Consider the following 20,829-nt stretch of genomic DNA (forward strand, 5'->3'; position numbering starts at 1 on the left):
ATTTTAAATTTGAATACATCTAAAAATACTTTTCTTGTACCCTCATAGAGTCTTCCTTGTTTTATAATGCATCTATAGCGACTCAAATAACTCTAGAAATAACAGCATGAAAATTAAAAATATACTATCACTCTCAATACTGCTACTCAGCTGTGTAGCCTCTGCTGAAACCATCACCTTTAAAACCCAAACTATTCCCTCAAAATATACGAATTTTTCAGGAAATATTCCCTTTATCCAAGGCAAAGGTTTTGAAAAAATCAACCAACAGATCAAACACGAACTTTTGGCAGATGATGCTACACGTATCGACTTTAGTTCAGGAAAGATCTATCAGGATCAAAACTATTTAAGTGTTTATACCCATTTAGAAATTGAAGGCGGACGAAGCTATTTTCGTAAAAAGTATTACGTGATCGATTTAAAAAATAAACAGTTCGCAACATTGTCCCAAATACTACAAAAATATCAATTGTCTGCAGCACAAATCTCAAATGAAATTGCTCAGCAACTTGACCCATGTATTGAAAATAAAACAGCAACGCTTTCTAAAACGTCTAATGACTGTGATAGCGCAGATCTGCAATACCTATACCGATACTATGCTGAAGATCGAAATTTTATTGCGCTAAAAAATGCAAATGGCTTTTATCTTAAAAAAGATATTTTGGGCATCAGTTTTGATGCGGGCGCATATTCTATCCCTTTTGAATACAACCTCAAAGCCAAACAAGTCCATTAACATCTGTGTTAATTTTATTGTCACACCTTGATTTCCTCTGCCAGAAGCCCTACATCTATCTATAACTTAAGAAATGATTCGGCATAAAGCTCATGACACTAGAACAGGCAACGTTGCCAGTACCGCAATTTGATCAAATTAGTTTAGATCAACTCAAACAAAATATTGAAAAAGCCATCCAAGACGGTCAAAAATTTTTAAATGACTTGGTACAAGTCCCTGAAAGCATTCAACAACAACTTGCTGTGATCGAAAATGTAGATTCACTTGAAAATTACATGAGTGAATCTTGGGGAATTTTGTCACACCTCAATGCAGTGATGAATAACACTGAAACGCGTGAAGTCTATCAAGCCTTATTGCCAAGTCTAAGTGAATACTACACTCAGATCGGTCAACACGTTGCCTTGTTCCAAACTTATCAAAATGTTTATGATCATGCGATTTTTAGCGACTTGCCAACGGCGCAACAAAGTGCAATTAAGCTGGCTTTACGTGATTTTAAACTTTCAGGTGTTGCCCTCGAAGGTGAAGCTAAAAAACGCTATGCAGAAATTTCAGCACGATTATCACAACTGTCTTCTGATTTTTCTAATCATGTTTTGGATTCAACCCAAGCCTATAGCAAAACTTTAACCACGGATCAGCTTAAAGGTCTACCGCAAGGCAGTATTGAATTACTCAAACAATATGGTCAACAACGCGAACTAGATCAGCCTGTTGCTACCTTAGATATTCCATCTTATTTGGCCATCATGACCTATGCAGAAGATCGCGCGCTCCGTGAAGAAATCTATCACGCTTATGTTACACGCGCCTCAGATCAAGCCAGCGATACGCAATTTGACAATGCACCCGTGATGGTTGAAATCCTCAGCTTACGTCAGGAAATGGCCAAGCTTTTAGGTTTTGACAATTTTGCAGAATACTCACTTGCTTCAAAAATGGCACCCGATGTGGCCACTGTTGATCAATTTCTGGTTGATTTAGCAGAGCATGCACGTACACCTGCATTAAAAGAAATCGAAGAACTCAAAGCCATTGCCAAACAAGATGGCATAGATGAGCTAAAACCTTGGGACAGCAGTTATTATTCTGAAAAACTAAAAGTTCAACAGTTCAACCTGTCTCAGGAAGATTTAAAACCATACTTCCCTGCGCCTAAAGTGATTCAAGGCTTATTTAATGTGGTCAATCGTTTATATGGGATTCAAGTCATTGAACGCCAAGCACCACTTTGGCATACAGATGCCCATTATTATGAACTAGAAGATCAAGGCACTGTGATTGGTGGTTTTTACTTTGACCTCTATGCACGTAACGGTAAACGTGGTGGTGCATGGATGAGTGGTTTCCGCTCACGTATGCAAACCGAAACGGGGTTACAAAAACCAATCTGCTATATGGTTGGGAACTTTACCCCGCCTGTCGGTGATCAGCCTGCCCTATTAACGCATGATGAAGTCAATACCTTATTTCATGAGTTTGGTCATGGCTTACACCATATGTTGACCGAAGTAGACAATATTGCAGTTGCTGGAACACACGGCGTTGCATGGGATGCCGTGGAGTTACCTAGCCAGTTTATGGAATTTTGGACATGGGATACGGAAAGCTTGGCTTTAATCAGTGAACATATTGAATCTAAAGACTCACTTCCTGAGCATCTTTTAAAAGCATTACTCGATGCTCGTTTCTTCCAGTCAGGTATGCAAACTTTACGACAAATTGAGTTTGCACTGTTCGATTTAACCATTCATAAACTTACACCGGCACTAAATGCCGAACAAATCCAAGCCACTTTAGATGATATTCGCCAGAAGTATGCTGTTTTAGCAACAGCACCTTATAACCGCTTCCAAAATGGCTTTAGCCATATTTTTGCGGGTGGTTACGCTGCGGGTTATTATTCTTATAAATGGGCAGAAGTTTTAGCAAGTGATGCTTTTGACCGCTTTGAAAATGAAGGTGTGTTTAATACCCAAACTGGACAAGAGTTCCGTAAGGCAATCCTTGCAGTTGGCGGAAAAGATACAGCACTTGATGCATTTATCAATTTCCGTGGTCGTGAACCTAAAATAGATGCATTATTACGTCATCAAGGTTGGACGAATAGCTAAAAAAACGCTTAAACTAACGGCCAAAATTGTTTAAAGTGTGGTGGGTGTATGAATATTAGACGTCGTTTCATTGCTGGTGCAAAATGTCCAAAATGTGAAGCGATGGATCGTATTGTTATGCTCACCCAAGGCGATGCTGAATGGATTGAATGCATCGAGTGTGGATATTCTGAAAATCGCCCTACCCATGTAGATGCGCCTGAAGAACCTGCTATACCTGATGAAATTGGGGTCATTCAATTCAAGCCTCGCTCTTCAAAATAGATCGGACCGAATAAAATGCATATAGAACAAAGAAACAATTCAAAATTAATGTGGATTATTGCAGGCGGGTTGGGGGCAGTTATCGTTTTAATTGCTATTTTTTTCTGGTTAAATAACACCTCTGAAAGCACCCAAATCAATGAGCCATTGAATCAGACTACACCTGCTGCGAAGAAAGTGGAAGCAACGGCACCCCCTGTGGCAACGCCTGTTGAACAAAGTGCAGCCTCAGAGGCTGCCAATGTAGAATTGGTCAAAGCATCCATTTTAAAAGATAAAATTCCTGAAAATGCCAGTTTAGCGAAAGAAGAAGTGGCTAAACTAGAAGACATCCAAAAACAACTTGATGATCAGCAACAAAACCTCAAATCACAACATGCTGATGCGGATCAATTGATTAAACTTAAGGAAGAACAAATCAAGCTACTTCAACAGCAAATGGCTGCACAAAATCAATAATTTTTGATCATGTGCAAAAATGACGATCTGCTATTAGAAAGCCTTAACCTCTTTATAAGTTAAGGCTTTTTTCAATTTGAACAGTAGATATTTCAATATTTTAAAGTGAGTCCAATGACTGCTGTGTTGATTTTTTCCATTGGATTGGCTTTTGGATAATTTGCGCCAATAAAATTCCACAGAGTGTTAAACCACCACCAACCAAATGAAAAACTTGTAAATGTTCACCCAAGAGCACTACGGCAATTAAAGCTGTAAACACAGGCAATAAATTCATAAAAATACTATTTTTATTGGGTCCCAAATGTCTTACACCTTCAATCCATAAATAAGACAATAAAATCGATGAGAAAATACTGGCGTACAAAATCAAAGGAATGGTCTGTTGATTCAGTTGCATTTGCGATGCAGGTAAAAAGATAAAAAACGGCAAAACATATAAGATGGCAAAGCTCGACATCACAAAATTCGATTGCCATGCAGGGATCGGCATTTTCCAACGTTTTAACAGCACACCATATAAGGCGTAGCCGATTGCGGCAAGTAACATCAAGCCATCGCCAAGATGCACCCCTTGGCTAAAAACTTGAGCAATATGCCCATGACTCAATAAATACAAAATGCCATAGAATGATAAAAAGCCTCCGATCACTAAGCCATAGCTAATCTGATCTTTTAAAATCCATGTACTTAAAATAATCGTCAATAATGGAATCAATGCCGTCACAATCGCCATATTGGTCGCTGTTGTGGTTGTCGCTGCTTGATAAGACAAAAATTGGAATAAGGATACAGAAAGAAATCCACCTAAAGCCAAATGTTTCCAATACTGCCGAATAATATGGCGATTTTTCCAAGTAGGAATCAATACAAAAGTACTCATCACCGCGAGTGCAAAAACCAAACGATAAAATGTAATCGCCACAGGTGAAATTGCATGACTTGCCATTTTAGACACAATCACATTTCCAGCCCAAAATAAAATGGCAAACAATGGGTAGAAATAAGCTTTTTGAAACATGCTGCTCTGCCTATACAGAAAGATTCAACCATGTTAAAAAATAATCATTTTGTATTTGTACGACAAAATGACAATAACTATCGCAAAAAGGACATTATGCTTGAGGTTTAAGCAATTCCACGAATATATGATTGGCAGTGCCGTATTGATTGAGGAGTAAATCGTGGGGAATAATTATGATCATGGATTTTTAGATTATCCAATTTATGCCTTTACTGAAAATTATTCCCATGGGCATATTGAAGATTGGCATAGCCATGAACGTATCCAACTGATTCATACGCTTTCTGGTGTTCTCCGTATTCAAACGACAGAAGGAACATGGGTCACACCACCGGGACGCGGTGTATGGATTCCAGCATATAAAGCTCATGCCTTACTGATCAGTGGTGATGTGCAAGCTTATGGTGTCTTTATTCAGCCAGAAGCACGTTCAAAATTAGTCAATGAGTGCCGTGTCGTCACGATCTCCCCGCTGCTAAAAGAGCTTATTCGCTCAGCGATGCAGATTCAAACTACGATCCATCCTCAAAGTCGTGAAGCACGATTGCTTGAACTGATTTTAGATGAGTTGGAGCTCCTCCCTGTTCTGCCATTTAACTTACCTGAGCCACAAAATATTAAATTGCAAAAGCTTTGTGCTGAAATCAAACTTGATCTGAGTCATACATGGACACTCGAACATGCCGCCCAATTTTTACATGTTAGTCCGAAAACCCTTACTCGGCATTTTCAGAAAGAAACCAATATGCATTTTAGTCATTGGGTACGTCAGGCAAGGCTGATGCAAGCCATGACTGATTTGGCAATGAATAAATCTATTTTCAATGTTGCGCTTGATTTAGGCTATGACAGTGCCAGTGCATTTAGTGCCATGTTTAAACGTGAAACCAGTTTGACGCCGAGTGAGTACATTCAGCAGTTTCAATTTGAGAATCACTAAATCTATTCAAAATCCACAGACAGAAAAAAAGCGCCCGAAGGCGCTTTTTAAACATTCAATTACTTACTGGCATACCAGTCAAACAAGTTAAACATGTACGGCGCATAGGTCACAATCACTAATGCCGAGAACAGCACCACAATTGGTAAGATCCAACGCTCATAACGATAGTAGAAGCTTGTATATTTGGCTTTTGCCTCAGCATCGGCGGCGGCAACCTCTGCATCACCGACCGAGAGCCTCGTCAGCAAATGGTTGAGCGCAACTGGTGGTGTAACATAACCAAACTCAAATGCAACCAGTACGATCATCCAGAAGTGAATCGGATGGATACCATTTTCAAATGCAACTGGCGCAATCGTCGCAGCAACAAGAATCACCGCACCAAATGGATCTGTTGTCATACCAATTAATGCAAGTAACAATGCCATAAAGCCAAGTGTCACCAAGATACTACCCAGATGCGTTGGAACCATAGTCACGATTTCACTACGTTCAATCAGACCACCAACACTTGCAGACAATGCCATCAAGATAATTAACGCACCAATATGACCAACACTTTCCGATGTTGCAAAACGAATTGCGCTACGGAAACCACGTTTCGTTTCAGCGGTATCACCATGCTCACGTAAATATTCAGAATTTTTTTCATGCTCTAGAGCAAGCGCTTTATTTGGGTTTTCTGGTATCGGTAATTTATTACCAAATAACTTATCAAATAAAATAAATGCCAATAACATGATTGGAAGAATTACAGGTGCAGTAAATTCATCCATTTTCGTGTCCAGACCAAACTGATAGAAGCCAATCACGACAGCAACAATCAAGATATATGGAAGTACTGGAATAAAAGCACGCAACATACCAGGGACAGCGGTTTTCGGTGAGTTAATACGGAACTTATTCTCTGCAAGGAATAGCGACACCCCTAAGAAAATAAATGCGGTTAACCAGAATACATAAATACCATGATCAAAGAGCTCGTCTGAAGTTACATGACGGCTATCCAGCATTGAAATTAAGATCACCAATAGACACGGACGTAATACAACACCCAGTGAACCGGACATTGCCGAAACAGCAAGTGCATATTGGCGACGAGCACCTGAATTCCACACTTCTTTATAGATAATCGCACCAGCAGCAACAACGAAGATTCCCGAAGCACCGGTATATGCGGTTGGAATTGCAGCACCAATCAAAATGATCCACGTCAACGTTTCAGGCGCTAAGTTCCAAGGACGAAGAATCGCCAAGAATAGATCCATCACACGTGTTTGGGTCAACAACATACCCGCCCAAATAAACAGTGCTAAGTTAAGGAAGATATTTGAAAATTCAGTCAATAAGCCAAGGTAAATACCTTGTCCCATTGGGTAGTCCATAAAGAAAGTAAACGCAATACCTGTCACAATGGCCATAAAGGCATATAAAGGTATGCTCAGCAGCGCAAGGCCAAATTTACCGCCTTCTTCAGCATTTTCTGGTGTACGGAATAATTTAAACAGGCTGATGACTGTTAAGACCACAAACAGAATCATCCATAACCAATAGACCCCAATCGTTTCAAGGGTCGATTCAACACCAGAATTGAGTACTGAACGATATTGGCTAATGACTGAGAAACTCAGTAAGGCATTCCCCAGTACCATCGCAATATTATAGACTTTAAAATCAAGCTTAGTACGCGCTGGACGTAGCCCAATATGATGCATCTTCAATGATGCTGTAATTGCAGCAATCACCACCATCAAAATCAGGATGAGTACGCGATGTTCAGAGCCCCATTTTAATATCCAGAAGAAACCCGTTTCCATCGAACGATATGAACGAAGGGATGGATGATCTTCCATATGTTTGATCGATTTATCATAGAACGCATATTTCTGTTCACAATCCGTCTGAGCTGAAACGAATGAAGCGCGAACATCTGCTTCTGGTGTTAAACCAAAAAATGCGGCATCAGGATCACTGGCTTCCTGTTGCATTTTTTCTTTGACAAGCTTGTCGATATCTACATTACGGTCACATGAAGGTTTGTTGGGCTCAGCGCGTAAAAAGGAATATTGCATTCCTATTTTTTCATCTCCATATAGGCGTTCACCTAAACGAAGCATTTGCCCATGAATCATATCCCCTGTCCCAATGATCAAGGTCAGGAGAAGCAGAATAAGGATGGAAAAGGTTGAGAACCACTCATTCCAGAGATAACTGAGTAGACCTAATCCCGATCTATTATTTACAGGTTCTTGCATTGTTATTCCAGTTTTTATAACCAGTGTACAATCGCTTGCACAGCTTATCTTTTATTATTAGGTGAGAGGTAAAATCCTTTACCAATACCCATTCCTATCATCACCACTCAAATTTGCCTTAATTTTCCTAAGAAAAACATGACAAAGATTAATTTTTTTGGCGAGCTTTTTGTCAACTCATCTATAGTCTTATCATTAAATGTGAAAAAACAACTCAGTACTTATATTTTTTATCACTAAAATAGATGTAATATTCACATAATTAACCACAAATGAGAATCAGCATCCACTCATTACAAAGCATTCATTCAAATTTATTTTTTTAAATATCTTTACACTTCTATGTGCTTAACCTCATCAAAATAATGAAATTTTATACAAATAATAGTGTTGATTCGCTTTCTATTTGATGACATTAAGTCGAAAAATTAAGCTCAAAATGGCACAAATACTTCCAAAAATCACCCCAAGCAAATGCGCCTGTATTAAAACAGGATGACCTATTAATTGTTCAGTTTGTAGTGCACCAAAAAAATGTTCCCATGTGATTTTGCCGAGGATGCATAACAATACGATGAAGGCAAAATTTCGTTCTGGCTTTTCTTTTAAACTGACGATTGCACAAAATACAAACAGACCATGAAGAATGCCAGACAAACCTGCATAAGCAAAAATATGAGGATAAATCAGATAAAAACAGAGACTGAGTAAAGGCGGTAAAATAAGCAATAAAGCAATAAAAACTTGCTTTTTAATGTTTGGAAATAAAAAGGGTAAACAAGCCAAAGCCAAAACATTTAAAACATAATGAATCCATCCCACATGAACCCAATGCCCTGTCCACCAGCGCCAAGGCTGGCTTAAAAAAACATCGTGCTGATAAAAGAAATGAGTTTGAAAAAGCTGAAGAATTGCAAAAAAAATGATACTGGTTGCAATAAACAATATATTTTTATCTAACTTGTGTTGTTCCATGCTACACCATAAAAAAAGAAGAGCTGTCGCTCTTCCTCAATTCTAACCAATTCATGCAATTGAATACTATGGATTTGCTACAGGTTCGTCAGCTGAAGCACTTGGCTCTTCGGTCGGTGCAGGTAGATCATTAAACAATTCATCATCACCCGTAGATGCTTGTTCATCCCAGAATGTGGTCATTCCATCATCTGCTGCACGAACACCAGTATGTTCAGTCCAATAACGATCGGCAATACCTTGAACCATTTGACCGGCCATACCATCTAACAATCTAAATTCAGGGTTTACTGGCTTATCATCTGCACGCGATGCGGCATAGGCTTTTAACGCCGCTCTTAATTTAGCATCATCACCACTGGCTTGTGCTGCAACAGCATTCATTGCAAATGCTAGACGAACACCTTTCTGTTCTGCGATTTGCATTGATTGTTGTAAGGTCTGGGTTGGATCAGGCTTACCGTCTCCTGCACCCGGTAACAATATCCAAATCACTGCACGTGTCGCCATTGGCGCACCCCAGAATTTGTTATTGTCTAGACATGCCATACCACGTTCAACAATCGCAGCAATATCTTTCGGTACATTGACTGCACCACCAGAGTTAATGTCATTGGTCATCGCTTGCAAACCACTGAGCATACCAATTAAATAGATAGTTTGATCTAAGTCCTTACGCATGGTTGGACAAGAATCACCTAAAGTATATTTATATTTTGCCTGCCAACGTTCTGCAAATAATTGATAACCCGTGTATTGACGTTCTGCGGCAAGGGCTGCCCAACGTTTTTGTTCTATACGAGCATCTTGCGCTTCAGTCACTTTACCATCTTTTGAAGCACGTAAATATCTGAGTTCTGCATCCAAAGCACGATTTTCTGCACACATCCCCGCAGCTGAATATAACAATACCGCCATACGGGTGGGGTCGGCCCCCATATCTTTTGTTGCCATAATCGCTGGCGTTAATGCATTGCCTGAGTTGCACGCCATATCTGTATCATTGCCCGCCAAAATGGGTGGGACGATATGTTTTTCACTAAAGCCAAGCGCAACATTGGCACCTGATTTTACAACATATGAACAACCTGATAACACAGATGAGGCAACAACAGCGGTCAGCATCAATTGACCAAGCTTGTGGACCTTAGACATACTTCCTGTCCTCTATATAATTGTGTTTATATCCCTTTTAAAATAACAATATCAGATGCAATCTCTGAATAACAGAGTAATAGCTCTAATTTCATCTGAAGAATTTGCCACAATATAGAAAGTATTCAATTGACCTAATCTGGTTTTTATACAAATTTTAAGCAAAAAAAAGTAGCATTGCGACGGTTCAGCACATGCTACTTGTTAAAAGGTAAACTCTTTAAGAGAGTTTATTGGTTTTAAGTCTTTTAAATTTGCTACCGTTAACACTGTTAGCGTTAGCTTTCTCAATCTGTTCCCTCAGCATAGTTCCTAGTCTTCCAAATATAATTGCAAAAACAATTGCAACCACTAAGAACCAAAACGTATGAATTTCACCCATTTGGAAATTCCTCCTCGCTGTTGGTAGTTTTAATTTACATGCAAAATCAGATTTTTACAGAGATAATTGTCTGACAATTTTACAATTGCGCTATTTTGTATATATTTGGTCTAACAATGGATATTAAATAAACAAAAATACAAATAAGATTATGTTTTATTTGGATTAAATTTAAATTAGATTTTTTATATTTGTTAGACAATTAACTTAATTTTACCCGAGATTTTAAAGATTTCCACTGTATTTTGCTCACTTGATCTTGCCAAATAATTAAACTTTTATTGTTTTTCTCACAAAAATACACTGCGATATAAAATCGATGATCAATCATTTGCTGAATTTGCACATGATGAATTTGATTGGAATCCTCATATTGTAGGGTCCACTGATCTAAATCAAAATGTTCTAAACTTCGGACTTGTGGACGCATTCTAAATATTTTTAGACTGAAGCATGCCAACAACAGCAGTAATCCACTTATCCATACAGGGATAATCGAGTACAGCACTATAAAAATAATTGTTAAACACAAAAGCTGAAAACCCAGTGCAATACGACTGGGTTTGAATTGATATCGTTGGTGAGTTTTTAACTCATCCGTGGACATAATCTTTAAGTTTATTGATCAAGCTTCTGAGTTCAGGTCGAGGTGGCTCTGAAACTTCCATAAACCAATCCAATAAATCTGGGTCTTCCTGATCAACTAACTCTTTAAACAAGGCTTTTTCTTGCGCACTTGCTGCTAAGTAATATTGTTTTACGTATGGGTCAAAATATACATCAATCTCTTTTAAACCGCGACGAGCACGATAAATCACTTTACGTTCTTCTAAAGTAAGTTCTTCTGACATCATTTTCCCCCAATGGTTAATTCTGACTTAGTTTACCCGATTCCCGACCGATTTCTCGCTAAATTCTTCTAAATGACCAAATTCATCATTTAAAAATGAGTTTTGAGCATTCATCTCATTGCGACAAATAAGCAATTCACATAATTTCAACTCACTAAAACTCATATGGATATTATAAAAATGCAATCAGGTGCTATCCGACCTTTAACCAATATGTTGCCTCGTAAATTGTTTAATTCCGATCACGATGCTTTTCGTGAAACCGTACGTAAATTTTATGAAAAAGAAGTTGTGCCAAATATTGCTAAATATGAACAGCAGCAACATGTAGATCGCGATTTATGGAACAAAGCAGGTGAAATGGGGCTGCTCTGCGCAACCATGCCTGAAGAATATGGTGGCTATGGCGTAGATCGCCTCTACAGTATGATTCTGATTGAAGAACAAGCCTATGCAATGGACTCTTCTACAGGTTTTTCTTTGCACTCGGATATTGTTGCCAACTACATCAACAACTTTGGTAATGAAGAACAGAAAAAGCATTGGATTGCTAAAATGGCTTCTGGAGAAACCGTTACAGCTATTGCGATGACAGAACCGGGAACAGGCTCAGACCTACAAGGTGTTCGCACCACCGCCGTTTTAGACGGGGATGAATATGTAATCAATGGTTCTAAAATCTTTATTACCAATGGTTATCTATGTGATATGGCAATTGTGGTATGTAAAACAGGCAGTTCAGAGAAAGGTTCTGCCAACCTATCTTTGATTATCGTTGAAGCTGACCGTGCTGGCTTTAGCAAAGGCAAACCACTCAATAAAATTGGTATGAAAGGACAAGATACTTGCGAATTGTTCTTTGAAGATGTTCGTGTACCAAAAGAAAATTTATTGGGTATGGAAGGCATGGGTTTTATCATGCTGATGAAAGAGTTGGCATGGGAACGTATGCTGGTCGCGATTATCTGCCAAGCAGGCGCAGAAGCAGCGTTGGCACACACCGTTCAATATACCAAAGACCGTAAAGCGTTTGGTAAACCGATCGGTGCTTTTCAAAATACACGCTTTAAACTTGCTGAAATGCGCACAGAAATTGATTTCTGCCGTGCTTACCTCGATCGTTGTATGGAATTACAACTTGAAGGCACCTTAGGTGTTGATGCTGCAGCTGCTGCAAAATACAAAATTTCAGAAGTATTCTCTAATGTGGTTGATGAATGCCTTCAATTACATGGTGGTTATGGTTATATGCTGGAATATCCAATTGCACGCGCTTATATCGATAATCGGGCAAATCGTATTTATGCAGGTACAAACGAGATTATGAAAGAACTGATTTCCCGTTCTTTATAATTTATCTGATCATTGTTAAAGGAGCTTTGGCTCCTTTTTCTATCACCAAGCATTCTTTTTAAATCAATTTTTATGTCGCAATAAAAAAGGAGCTTACGCTCCTTGTTTATTTCATAGCTTGTTTATTTTGCTATTTCTTAGTTTGGTTGCTTCTAGGTTTGATTAAGAAACCAGTTTAGGCTTTTTTGCGAGTTGTGCTTCACGCTTATGAAATTTTAAAACACCATCTTCAAACTTGGCATTTTTAAGTTCTTTACGATCTGCTAAATAGTTATTCGACACTTTCCAAGGTGCATGCTTACCTTGTTTTGGCATCACATCCGCCGCACGAGCAATATACCCTGAGCTTAAACTACCCATCACCGTATCTTCCATCAATTCAGTTGCATCACCTTGTGGAATAACTTCGTCATAGCCTTTCTTGTCCATATAGTTTACAAGACGGCAAATATACTCACCTGCAATATCAACTTTTAATGTCCATGATGCGTTGATATAACCAATGATCATTGCCATATTTGGCACATCGCTAACCATCACACCCTGATACAGCATGTGTTGAGACGTATTCATTGGTTTATTATCAATTGTAGCTTTGATACCACCCAAGATTTGGATTTCTAAACCTGTTGCTGAAACGATGATATCCGCATCTAAATGCTTACCAGATTTTAATTGGATACCTGTTGCGGTAATTTTCTCAATTTGATCTGTTTCAACGCTGGCTTTACCAGAACGTAAAATTTTAAATAAGTCACCATCTGGCACAACACATAACCGCTGATCCCACGGATTATATGTTGGGGTAAAGTGTTTCATATCCACTTTACCTTTTAATTGCATTTCAATCGATTTGAGTAAGAACTTACGCAGTAATTTCGGTTGTTTTTGTGCAAGTGCATAGATACCGCGTTGCATACCAATATTGCGTGCACGGGTTAACTTATATGCCACATCTTCAGGTAAAACCTTACGCATTTTGTCATAAACAAAGTCAATAGATGGGATTGAAGCAATATAGGTTGGTGAACGTTGCAACATGGTCACATGCCCTGCTCCACCTTTTGACATCGCAGGCACTAAGGTAATAGCTGTTGCACCACTACCAATAATCACTACTTTTTTACCCGTATAATCTAAGTTTTCAGGCCAAAATTGTGGGTTAATAAATTCGCCTTTAAAATCATTTTTACCTGGATAATCAGGTTGATAACCTTGGTCATAATTATAATAACCCGTACATCCGATTACAAAGTTTGCAACCCACGTATTGAGTTTTTGATTTTCATCTTCAATTTGTACGACCCATTTTTTAATTGATGAATCATAATTTGCAGTACGTACACGCTGATTAAAATGAATTTTATCTTTTAATTTAAATTCATCGACAACTTCAGCAACATAGCCTTTAATCGAAGCGCCATCTGCCAAGACATTGGCTTTTTGCCATGGTTTAAAATTAAACCCAAAAGTAGACATATCTGAATCGGAACGGATACCAGGATATTTAAATAAATCCCAAGTACCACCGAAGCTCTCACGACGCTCAATAATTTCAAATGAACGTTGTGGTGAGTGTTTTGAAAGATGCGCAGCTACACCAATACCAGAGATACCTGCACCAACGATAAGAATATCAACTTGCTTTTCCATGTTGTTTTTATAACCTTTTTAAGAGTACTTTTTTATTAAAGCACAAATCTGACAATACACAATGTCAAGTTTGCATTTTTCTGACGAAATTTAAGTCAATTTGGGACAAAACCATAAATTGTCCAACAAAAAGGCATAAAAAAAGGCCGGTGAAACACCGACCTTTTTCGAACAACCGATTGTTCTGTGACGTGAGTAATTAGTTTACTTCACGATCCACAAGTTCTACATAAGCCATCGGTGCAGCATCACCTGCACGGAAACCAGCTTTAAGAACACGTAGATAACCGCCGTTACGTTCTTTGTAACGAGGGCCAAGAACGGTAAATAATTTACCAACTGTTGCTGCTGAACGAGTACGAGCAAACGCCAAACGACGGTTTGCTACAGTATCGTTTTTAGCTAAAGTGATTAAAGGCTCAGCTACACGACGTAACTCTTTTGCTTTAGGCACAGTAGTTTTAATTAACTCATGCTCAAACAAAGAATTAGCCATGTTTTGAAACATCGCTTTACGATGGCTGCTGGTACGGCCTAATTTCACACCACTATTACGATGACGCATGGTGATAGTCCTACTTAATTAACGGCTACGATAGGCGAAACGATCGTCCATACGGAGACTAGCTGGTGGCCAGTTCTCTAAACGCATGCCGAGCTGTAAGCCCTTAGAAGCCAGAACATCTTTGATCTCAGTAAGCGATTTTTTACCAAGGTTAGGAGTTTTAAGCAACTCAACCTCAGTACGCTGTACTAGATCACCAATGTAGTAAATATTTTCTGCTTTCAAACAGTTAGCAGAACGAACAGTAAGCTCTAGATCATCAACTGGACGAAGCAAGATTGGATCAACTTCTTCACGTGGCTCTTGAGCAACTGGAGCTTGATCTTTCTGAAGATCAACAAAAATTGCAATTTGTTGTTGCAAGATTGTTGCCGCTTTGCGGATAGCTTCTTCAGGATCTACAGTTCCATTCGTTTCAAGATCAATGACGAGCTTATCAAGGTCAGTACGTTGTTCTACACGAGCATTTTCAACTGTGTAAGACACACGTTTAATCGGGCTATAAGAAGCATCTAACTGTAGACGACCTACAGGACGCGTTTCGCCTTCAGGGAAACGTGAGTCAGAAGTTTCATAACCACGACCTTGAGAAACTTTCAAGCGCATTTTTAATGAGCCTGAAGCACTTAAAGTACCAATCAGATGTTCAGGGTTAACCACTTCAACATTATGTGGTAAACGAAGGTCAGCAGCAGTTACATCGCCAGGACCTTGTTTTTCCAATGTCAAATATGCTTCGTTTTGATCGAACAGCTTAATAGACAATCCTTTTAGGTTCAGCAAGAGCTCGACGATGTCCTGCTGCAAGCCTTCTAAAGTACTGTACTCGTGCTCGACACCCTCTATCTCTACTTCAACCACGGCTGCGCCAGGTAAAGAAGACAAAAGGATGCGACGTAAAGCATTACCAAGAGTATGACCAAAGCCACGCTCTAATGGTTCAAGAATCACTTTTGCCGAGGTCCCGCTTGCCGCTTCGACCTTGATCGCTTGCGGAGTTAGAAACTCGTTTGCAGTACGCGTCATTATTGCTACCTCAAGGATTATTTAGAATACAATTCTACAATCAAGCTTTCGTTGATTTCAGCAGGTAAATCAGAACGATCTGGTGCAGCTTTAAATGTACCTTCAAGTTTTGAATGATCTACTTCAATCCAAGCAGCTGTTCCACGTTGAGCAGCTAATTCAATTGCGTTTTTGATACGTAATTGTTGTTTAGCGCTTTCGTGAACTGCAATCACGTCGCCCGCTTTAACTTGGATAGACGCGATGTTAACACGACGACCATTTAAAGTGATTGAACGGTGAGATACCAGCTGACGAGCTTCTGCACGTGTAGAACCAAAACCCATGCGATAAACAACGTTATCGAGGCGGCTTTCAAGCAATTTCAACAAGTTTTCACCTGTTGCGCCTTTAACACGAGCAGCTTCTTTGTAGTAGTTACTAAATTGACGCTCTAAAACACCGTACATACGACGTACTTTTTGTTTTTCACGTAATTGTAGTGAATACTCTGATTGTTTAGCACGGCTTTGGCCATGTTGACCAGGAGCTTTAGCAGATTTTTTTGTTTTGACGTCAAATGGTTTAACGCCAGATTTTAATTGCAGGTCTGTCCCTTCGCGGCGAGAGAGTTTGCATTTTGGACCAATATAACGAGCCATGAATGTTTCTCCTTACACGCGACGTTTTTTAGGTGGACGGCAACCGTTGTGCGGAATCGGTGTCACATCGGTAATGCTGTTAATTTTATAACCCACTGCACCTAATGCACGAACCGCAGATTCACGACCTGGACCAGGACCTTTTACAAGGACGTCCAAGTTTTTCAAACCGTAATCTAAAGCAGCTTTACCAGCAACTTCAGCAGCTACCTGAGCAGCAAACGGAGTTGATTTACGTGATCCACGGAAGCCTTGTCCACCTGAAGTAGCCCAAGCCAATGCATTACCTTGACGATCAGTAATCGTAACAATGGTGTTATTAAAAGAAGCGTGAATGTGTGCAACACCTTCAGAGACGGTACGAGTGACCTTCTTGCGTGTGCGAGTATCTTTAGCCATCTTTTAGCTTCCAGAAATCTTATTTCTTAATAGGTTTGCGCGGACCTTTACGGGTACGTGCGTTAGTTTTGGTGCGTTGTCCGCGAACAGGCAAGCTGCGACGATGACGAAGACCGCGGTAGCAGCCTAAATCCATTAAACGTTTAATGTTCATGGAAATTTCGCGACGTAAGTCACCTTCGGTCGGAACCTTAGCAACTTCTGCACGAATCGCATCAAGCTGAGCATCATCTAATTCACGAATTTTAGTAGTAGTCGTAATACCTGCAGCAGCTAAAATGTTTTTAGCTGTGTGGCGGCCAATACCAAAAATATACGTGAGAGAGATAACAGCATGCTTGTTATCCGGAATGTTTACACCGGCAATACGAGCCATTCAAATTTCTCCAAAAAGGCAGTAGAGATAATCAACCGCCCCACAAAAATCTTGAGGGGCGGATAATAACCTAATTAGCCTACTGAAATCAACAGGTCTTAATTAAATTAACCTTGACGCTGCTTATGACGAGGTTCTGCGCTGCAAATTACGCGAATAACCCCATTACGACGGATAACTTTACAGCTACCACAAATTTTCTTTACAGAAGCTTGTACTTTCATGATGAAACCTTCTAAGTGCGCTTATCCCTTAGGATGAGCAGTCGTTTTTCTCATTAACGATTGATCGTCATACTGATGTGATGTCAAATGGGCTTGAAGCTGAGCCATAAAGTCCATAACAACAACAACTACGATAAGTAATGAGGTACCACCCAAATGGAATGGAATACCAAAAGAACTTTGTAAAATCATCGGCATTAAACAGATGACTGTAATGTAGATTGCACCAATAAACGTCAAACGATTAAGAATATGATCTAAGTAACGAGCAGTTTGCTCACCTGGGCGAATACCAGGTACATAAGCTCCACTGCGTTTCAAGTTCTCTGATACTTCTTTCGGGCTAAAAACAAGCGCCGTATAGAAATAACAGAAAAAGATAATTAACGCACCGAAGAGCACTAAATACAACGGTTGTCCAGGCGATAATACCAATGCCAAATCTTGTAGGCTACGTTTTACAATTCCTGCATTTGGATCAGCACTGCCTAACCATTGACCTAAACTTGCAGGGAACAACAATAACGAACTTGCGAAAATTGCTGGAATAACCCCTGCCATGTTGATCTTCAATGGCAAATGCGTTTGCTGTGCAGTGAATACACGACGACCTTGCTGTTTTTGAGCATAGTTCACAGGTATACGACGTTGAGCTTTTTCAATAAACACAATCGCTGCTAAAACAGCAACTGATAGCAATCCAAAGATAGCCAAACCAATTAAACTTGATTGGCCATTATCTACCGAAGTAAATGCTTGAATCACTAAGTTTGGTAAACCAGCAACAATACCTGCAAAGATAATCATTGAGATACCGTTACCAACACCACGTTCAGTAATTTGCTCACCTAACCACATTAAGAACATGGTACCTGCAACTAACGATGTTAGCGCTGGAATGTAAAAAGCCAGTCCCGAAGTCAAAGTAATACCTTGACTGATTAGACCAGCACACATCCCGATACCTTGGACTAATGCGAGTAAAAGGGTGCCGTAACGCGTATATTGATTAATCTTACGCTTACCTTGCTCGCCTTCTTTCTTCAATGCTTCTAACGAAGGCACCACGGTCGACATCAACTGCACAATAATAGATGCAGAAATGTACGGCATGATACCTAACGCCAGAATGGACATTCGTTCTAATGCTCCACCCGAGAACATGTTAAACAAACCTAAAAAAGTACCTTCATTAGCTTTGAAAAAACGTTCTAGAGCAACATTATCAATACCTGGCAGCGGAATATGCGCTCCTAGTCGAAAGACTACCAATGCACCAATCAAGAACATTAATCGGCGAATAATTTCACGATATTTCACATGAAATGGTTGACCTTTCATCATGTTAACATGACCTGAAGAACTAGGAGACATAGTCACTCGCGATTACTCCTCGACTTTACCGCCAGCAGCTTCAAGAGCAGCTTTAGCGCCTTTAGTCAATGCAACACCTTGAACAGTGAATGCACGAGTGATTTCACCAGAAAGAACAACACGAGCACGCAACATATCTTTACGTACAACATTCGCAGCTTTCAAAGTTTCAAGTGAAATAATATCACCTTCAACTTTGGCAAGTTCAGACAAACGTACTTCAGCAGTTTTCAAAGCCAATTGGCTTGTGAAACCGAATTTAGGTAAACGACGATATAACGCAGTTTGACCACCTTCAAAGCCTGGACGAACGCCACCACTTTTACGTGATTTCTGACCTTTGACACCACGGCCACCAGTCTTACCGACACCAGAACCGATACCACGGCCTAAACGACGATTATCACGTTTTGCACCTTCAGCAGGTGCAAGCTCATTTAAACGCAGAGTCATGGCTTATTCCTCTACACTAACCATATAGTAGACTTTGTTGATCATACCACGGTTAGAAGGTGTATCTATTACTTCTACTGTATGACCAATACGACGCAGACCTAAACCTTGTAGGCAAAGTTTGTGATTTTTCAAACGATGCGAAGAAGATTTAGTCTGGGTAACTTTAATCGTTTTCATGATTGATTACCCTAAAATTTGTTCTACTGAAAGACCACGTTTAGCAGCAACTTTCTCAGGAGACGTCATATCACGTAAACCATTAAAAGTTGCATTTACAACGTTAGCCGCGTTAGTAGAACCATAACATTTCGTCAATACGTTACGTACACCAGCAGCTTCTAAAACTGCGCGCATAGAACCACCAGCGATTACGCCAGTACCTTCAGATGCAGGTTGCATGTAAACACGGCTAGCGCCATGACGAGCATGAATAGGATGTTGTACAGTACCATCAACAAGATCAACAGTGATCATGTTGCGGCGTGCAGCTTCAAGTGCTTTAGAAATAGCAGCTGGAACTTCACGCGCTTTACCGCGACCAAAACCTACACGACCATTACCATCACCCACAACAGTTAATGCTGTGAAAGAGAAGATACGACCACCCTTAACAACTTTGGCTACACGATCAACGGCAACCAGCTTTTCAACAAGACCTTCGTTTTGTTCAACTTTAGCCATGATTAGAACTCCAAGCCGTTTTCACGAGCAGCATCAGCCAAGGCTTTGATACGACCATGATATTTAAAACCAGAACGGTCAAATGCAACTTTAGTTACACCAGCAGCCTTTGCACGTTCTGCGATTAAAGCACCTACTTTAGTAGCTGAATCTACATTACCTGTAGTTCCGCTACGTAAAGATGCATCCAAAGTAGAAGCTTGCGCTAATACTTTGCCACCATCTGCAGAAATAACTTGAGCATAGATGTGACGCGGCGTGCGGTTTACACACAAGCGAGTCGCACCCAATGCACGAATGTGCAAGCGTGTGCTTTTCGCACGACGCAAACGGGATTGTTTCTTTTCGTTCATAAGAACCTCGCGCCTTATTTCTTCTTAGCTTCTTTACGAAGAACAACTTCGTCAGAATAGCGAACACCTTTACCTTTATACGGCTCTGGTGGACGATAACCACGGATTTCTGCAGCAACTTGACCTAACAATTGCTTGTTAGCTGATTTCAAAATGATTTCAGTAGCAGTCGGAGTTTCAGCAGTTACACCTTCAGGAAGAGCGTAATCAATCGGGTGAGAATAACCAAGGTTAAGGTTCACAACTGTACCTTTAACCGCAGCTTTATAACCAACACCGATAAGTTGTAACTTACGTTCGAAGCCTTCATTAACACCTTTTACAAGGTTATTAAGAACAGCGCGAGCAGTACCAGCTTGCATCCAAGAATCGCGAGATTCTTTAACTGGAGCAATATGAAGTTGACCTTCTTCCTGTTTAAGCTCGACCAGCGCATGCAGGTTGAAAGACAACGTACCTTTGCTGCCTTTCACTTCGACCTGCCGGCCGTTCTGAGTAACTGCTACACCGTTAGGTACAGTTACTGGGGCTTTAGCCACACGAGACATGAGGAATCAC

At 39.9% G+C, this 20,829-nt stretch carries 26 protein-coding genes; 6 read left to right on the forward strand and 20 right to left on the reverse strand.

Translation table 11 applies throughout. The features are described from left to right. Positions 1-106: 106 nt before the first annotated feature. The 4 genes from AC07U8_RS18735 (at position 107) to AC07U8_RS18750 (ending at position 3,585) form a co-directional block, all read left to right on the forward strand. Positions 107-742: a hypothetical protein gene (locus tag AC07U8_RS18735; protein WP_494738402.1), complete on the forward strand. Its 636-nt coding sequence runs from the start codon at positions 107-109 to the stop codon at positions 740-742. A 92-nt stretch (positions 743-834) separates the two neighbouring features. Then, a complete protein-coding gene (locus AC07U8_RS18740) occupies positions 835-2,862 on the forward strand; it encodes a M3 family metallopeptidase (protein ID WP_494738403.1) in 2,028 nt (675 codons plus the stop codon). Between the two features lie 54 nt (positions 2,863-2,916). After that, positions 2,917-3,126, forward strand: a complete 210-nt coding sequence (locus AC07U8_RS18745) for a YheV family putative zinc ribbon protein (protein ID WP_171066870.1) — start codon at positions 2,917-2,919, stop codon at positions 3,124-3,126. 15 nt (positions 3,127-3,141) lie between these two features. Beyond that, the gene (locus AC07U8_RS18750; RefSeq protein WP_004725747.1) at positions 3,142-3,585 is read left to right on the forward strand and encodes a hypothetical protein; all 444 of its coding nucleotides are present in this window, start codon (positions 3,142-3,144) and stop codon (positions 3,583-3,585) included. A 100-nt stretch (positions 3,586-3,685) separates the two neighbouring features. On the opposite strand, the gene AC07U8_RS18755 is transcribed toward AC07U8_RS18750, so the two are convergent. Continuing rightward, positions 3,686-4,606: a DMT family transporter gene (locus tag AC07U8_RS18755; RefSeq protein WP_494738404.1), complete on the reverse strand. Its 921-nt coding sequence runs from the start codon at positions 4,604-4,606 to the stop codon at positions 3,686-3,688. A gap of 163 nt (positions 4,607-4,769) precedes the next feature. On the opposite strand from AC07U8_RS18755, the gene AC07U8_RS18760 reads away from it, so the two are divergent. Next, the gene (locus AC07U8_RS18760) at positions 4,770-5,549 is read left to right on the forward strand and encodes an AraC family transcriptional regulator (protein WP_494738405.1); all 780 of its coding nucleotides are present in this window, start codon (positions 4,770-4,772) and stop codon (positions 5,547-5,549) included. A 59-nt stretch (positions 5,550-5,608) separates the two neighbouring features. Here AC07U8_RS18760 and AC07U8_RS18765 read toward each other — a convergent pair whose 3' ends face one another. The 6 genes from AC07U8_RS18765 to AC07U8_RS18790 all read right to left on the reverse strand — a co-directional run bounded on the left by AC07U8_RS18765 (position 5,609) and on the right by AC07U8_RS18790 (position 11,170). Further along, a complete protein-coding gene (locus tag AC07U8_RS18765) occupies positions 5,609-7,807 on the reverse strand; it encodes a TRAP transporter large permease subunit (RefSeq protein WP_151802595.1) in 2,199 nt (732 codons plus the stop codon). A gap of 402 nt (positions 7,808-8,209) precedes the next feature. Continuing rightward, complete coding sequence (gene rrtA, locus AC07U8_RS18770; RefSeq protein WP_419314317.1) at positions 8,210-8,782, reverse strand: rhombosortase; 573 nt, start codon at positions 8,780-8,782, stop codon at positions 8,210-8,212. Positions 8,783-8,848: 66 nt separating this feature from the next. Then, on the reverse strand, positions 8,849-9,937 hold the full coding sequence (locus AC07U8_RS18775) for a hypothetical protein (RefSeq protein WP_004816880.1): 1,089 nt from the start codon (positions 9,935-9,937) through the stop codon (positions 8,849-8,851). A gap of 220 nt (positions 9,938-10,157) precedes the next feature. Next, entirely contained in the window at positions 10,158-10,319 is a 162-nt protein-coding gene (locus AC07U8_RS18780) for a hypothetical protein (protein WP_004725737.1), read from the reverse strand. A gap of 202 nt (positions 10,320-10,521) precedes the next feature. Next, the gene (locus AC07U8_RS18785; RefSeq protein WP_004725735.1) at positions 10,522-10,749 is read right to left on the reverse strand and encodes a hypothetical protein; all 228 of its coding nucleotides are present in this window, start codon (positions 10,747-10,749) and stop codon (positions 10,522-10,524) included. A gap of 163 nt (positions 10,750-10,912) precedes the next feature. Continuing rightward, entirely contained in the window at positions 10,913-11,170 is a 258-nt protein-coding gene (locus AC07U8_RS18790; RefSeq protein WP_004816878.1) for an FAD assembly factor SdhE, read from the reverse strand. Between the two features lie 180 nt (positions 11,171-11,350). Between AC07U8_RS18790 and AC07U8_RS18795 the strand changes: the two genes are divergently transcribed. Next, the gene (locus AC07U8_RS18795) at positions 11,351-12,523 is read left to right on the forward strand and encodes an acyl-CoA dehydrogenase family protein (protein WP_004725731.1); all 1,173 of its coding nucleotides are present in this window, start codon (positions 11,351-11,353) and stop codon (positions 12,521-12,523) included. Between the two features lie 162 nt (positions 12,524-12,685). Here the strand turns inward: AC07U8_RS18795 and AC07U8_RS18800 are convergent, their stop codons facing one another. The 13 genes from AC07U8_RS18800 to rplF all read right to left on the reverse strand — a co-directional run bounded on the left by AC07U8_RS18800 (position 12,686) and on the right by rplF (position 20,819). Beyond that, positions 12,686-14,176: a flavin-containing monooxygenase gene (locus AC07U8_RS18800; RefSeq protein WP_004725729.1), complete on the reverse strand. Its 1,491-nt coding sequence runs from the start codon at positions 14,174-14,176 to the stop codon at positions 12,686-12,688. A gap of 199 nt (positions 14,177-14,375) precedes the next feature. Next, entirely contained in the window at positions 14,376-14,741 is a 366-nt protein-coding gene (rplQ, locus tag AC07U8_RS18805) for a 50S ribosomal protein L17 (protein ID WP_004281488.1), read from the reverse strand. A gap of 18 nt (positions 14,742-14,759) precedes the next feature. Next, positions 14,760-15,767, reverse strand: coding sequence for a DNA-directed RNA polymerase subunit alpha (locus AC07U8_RS18810; RefSeq protein WP_004816876.1), 1,008 nt, complete (start codon positions 15,765-15,767; stop codon positions 14,760-14,762). A 17-nt stretch (positions 15,768-15,784) separates the two neighbouring features. After that, positions 15,785-16,408, reverse strand: a complete 624-nt coding sequence (gene rpsD / locus AC07U8_RS18815) for a 30S ribosomal protein S4 (protein WP_004725725.1) — start codon at positions 16,406-16,408, stop codon at positions 15,785-15,787. A gap of 12 nt (positions 16,409-16,420) precedes the next feature. Continuing rightward, positions 16,421-16,807 carry a 30S ribosomal protein S11 gene (gene rpsK, locus AC07U8_RS18820; protein ID WP_001040166.1) on the reverse strand — a complete coding sequence of 129 codons (387 nt, stop codon included), beginning with the start codon at positions 16,805-16,807 and terminating at the stop codon, positions 16,421-16,423. Between the two features lie 19 nt (positions 16,808-16,826). Further along, on the reverse strand, positions 16,827-17,183 hold the full coding sequence (rpsM, locus tag AC07U8_RS18825) for a 30S ribosomal protein S13 (protein WP_004725722.1): 357 nt from the start codon (positions 17,181-17,183) through the stop codon (positions 16,827-16,829). 107 nt (positions 17,184-17,290) lie between these two features. Further along, entirely contained in the window at positions 17,291-17,407 is a 117-nt protein-coding gene (gene rpmJ, locus AC07U8_RS18830) for a 50S ribosomal protein L36 (RefSeq protein ID WP_000867907.1), read from the reverse strand. A 21-nt stretch (positions 17,408-17,428) separates the two neighbouring features. Then, positions 17,429-18,748 carry a preprotein translocase subunit SecY gene (gene secY, locus AC07U8_RS18835; RefSeq protein ID WP_171066869.1) on the reverse strand — a complete coding sequence of 440 codons (1,320 nt, stop codon included), beginning with the start codon at positions 18,746-18,748 and terminating at the stop codon, positions 17,429-17,431. Between the two features lie 45 nt (positions 18,749-18,793). After that, positions 18,794-19,234 carry a 50S ribosomal protein L15 gene (gene rplO, locus AC07U8_RS18840; RefSeq protein ID WP_004725719.1) on the reverse strand — a complete coding sequence of 147 codons (441 nt, stop codon included), beginning with the start codon at positions 19,232-19,234 and terminating at the stop codon, positions 18,794-18,796. Between the two features lie 3 nt (positions 19,235-19,237). Continuing rightward, entirely contained in the window at positions 19,238-19,414 is a 177-nt protein-coding gene (gene rpmD / locus AC07U8_RS18845) for a 50S ribosomal protein L30 (RefSeq protein WP_004725717.1), read from the reverse strand. 6 nt (positions 19,415-19,420) lie between these two features. Then, positions 19,421-19,918, reverse strand: a complete 498-nt coding sequence (rpsE, locus tag AC07U8_RS18850) for a 30S ribosomal protein S5 (RefSeq protein WP_004725715.1) — start codon at positions 19,916-19,918, stop codon at positions 19,421-19,423. A 2-nt stretch (positions 19,919-19,920) separates the two neighbouring features. Further along, positions 19,921-20,271, reverse strand: a complete 351-nt coding sequence (gene rplR / locus AC07U8_RS18855; RefSeq protein ID WP_004725713.1) for a 50S ribosomal protein L18 — start codon at positions 20,269-20,271, stop codon at positions 19,921-19,923. A 14-nt stretch (positions 20,272-20,285) separates the two neighbouring features. Beyond that, on the reverse strand, positions 20,286-20,819 hold the full coding sequence (gene rplF, locus AC07U8_RS18860) for a 50S ribosomal protein L6 (RefSeq protein ID WP_004725711.1): 534 nt from the start codon (positions 20,817-20,819) through the stop codon (positions 20,286-20,288). Positions 20,820-20,829: the final 10 nt, after the last annotated feature.

The sequence above is a fragment of the Acinetobacter sp. GW821-FHT01E09 genome, assembly GCF_059422385.1.

Coding starts and splice junctions, on each gene's coding strand:
- AC07U8_RS18800 (WP_004725729.1), bottom strand. CDS start 14,176: ATGGAAAAGCAAGTTGATATTCTTATCGTTGGTGCAGGTATCTCTGGT.
- AC07U8_RS18790 (WP_004816878.1), bottom strand. CDS start 11,170: ATGTCAGAAGAACTTACTTTAGAAGAACGTAAAGTGATTTATCGTGCT.
- AC07U8_RS18755 (WP_494738404.1), bottom strand. CDS start 4,606: ATGTTTCAAAAAGCTTATTTCTACCCATTGTTTGCCATTTTATTTTGG.
- rpmJ (WP_000867907.1), bottom strand. CDS start 17,407: ATGAAAGTACAAGCTTCTGTAAAGAAAATTTGTGGTAGCTGTAAAGTT.
- AC07U8_RS18735 (WP_494738402.1), top strand. CDS start 107: ATGAAAATTAAAAATATACTATCACTCTCAATACTGCTACTCAGCTGT.
- AC07U8_RS18785 (WP_004725735.1), bottom strand. CDS start 10,749: ATGCGTCCACAAGTCCGAAGTTTAGAACATTTTGATTTAGATCAGTGG.
- AC07U8_RS18750 (WP_004725747.1), top strand. CDS start 3,142: ATGCATATAGAACAAAGAAACAATTCAAAATTAATGTGGATTATTGCA.
- rpmD (WP_004725717.1), bottom strand. CDS start 19,414: ATGAAAACGATTAAAGTTACCCAGACTAAATCTTCTTCGCATCGTTTG.
- AC07U8_RS18810 (WP_004816876.1), bottom strand. CDS start 15,767: ATGACGCGTACTGCAAACGAGTTTCTAACTCCGCAAGCGATCAAGGTC.
- rpsE (WP_004725715.1), bottom strand. CDS start 19,918: ATGGCTAAAGTTGAACAAAACGAAGGTCTTGTTGAAAAGCTGGTTGCC.
- rpsD (WP_004725725.1), bottom strand. CDS start 16,408: ATGGCTCGTTATATTGGTCCAAAATGCAAACTCTCTCGCCGCGAAGGG.
- AC07U8_RS18780 (WP_004725737.1), bottom strand. CDS start 10,319: ATGGGTGAAATTCATACGTTTTGGTTCTTAGTGGTTGCAATTGTTTTT.
- AC07U8_RS18775 (WP_004816880.1), bottom strand. CDS start 9,937: ATGTCTAAGGTCCACAAGCTTGGTCAATTGATGCTGACCGCTGTTGTT.
- rplF (WP_004725711.1), bottom strand. CDS start 20,819: ATGTCTCGTGTGGCTAAAGCCCCAGTAACTGTACCTAACGGTGTAGCA.
- rplO (WP_004725719.1), bottom strand. CDS start 19,234: ATGACTCTGCGTTTAAATGAGCTTGCACCTGCTGAAGGTGCAAAACGT.
- AC07U8_RS18765 (WP_151802595.1), bottom strand. CDS start 7,807: ATGCAAGAACCTGTAAATAATAGATCGGGATTAGGTCTACTCAGTTAT.
- rpsM (WP_004725722.1), bottom strand. CDS start 17,183: ATGGCTCGTATTGCCGGTGTAAACATTCCGGATAACAAGCATGCTGTT.
- secY (WP_171066869.1), bottom strand. CDS start 18,748: ATGAAAGGTCAACCATTTCATGTGAAATATCGTGAAATTATTCGCCGA.
- rplQ (WP_004281488.1), bottom strand. CDS start 14,741: ATGCGTCATCGTAATAGTGGTGTGAAATTAGGCCGTACCAGCAGCCAT.
- rplR (WP_004725713.1), bottom strand. CDS start 20,271: ATGAACGAAAAGAAACAATCCCGTTTGCGTCGTGCGAAAAGCACACGC.
- rrtA (WP_419314317.1), bottom strand. CDS start 8,782: ATGGAACAACACAAGTTAGATAAAAATATATTGTTTATTGCAACCAGT.
- rpsK (WP_001040166.1), bottom strand. CDS start 16,807: ATGGCTAAAGATACTCGCACACGCAAGAAGGTCACTCGTACCGTCTCT.
- AC07U8_RS18795 (WP_004725731.1), top strand. CDS start 11,351: ATGCAATCAGGTGCTATCCGACCTTTAACCAATATGTTGCCTCGTAAA.
- AC07U8_RS18740 (WP_494738403.1), top strand. CDS start 835: ATGACACTAGAACAGGCAACGTTGCCAGTACCGCAATTTGATCAAATT.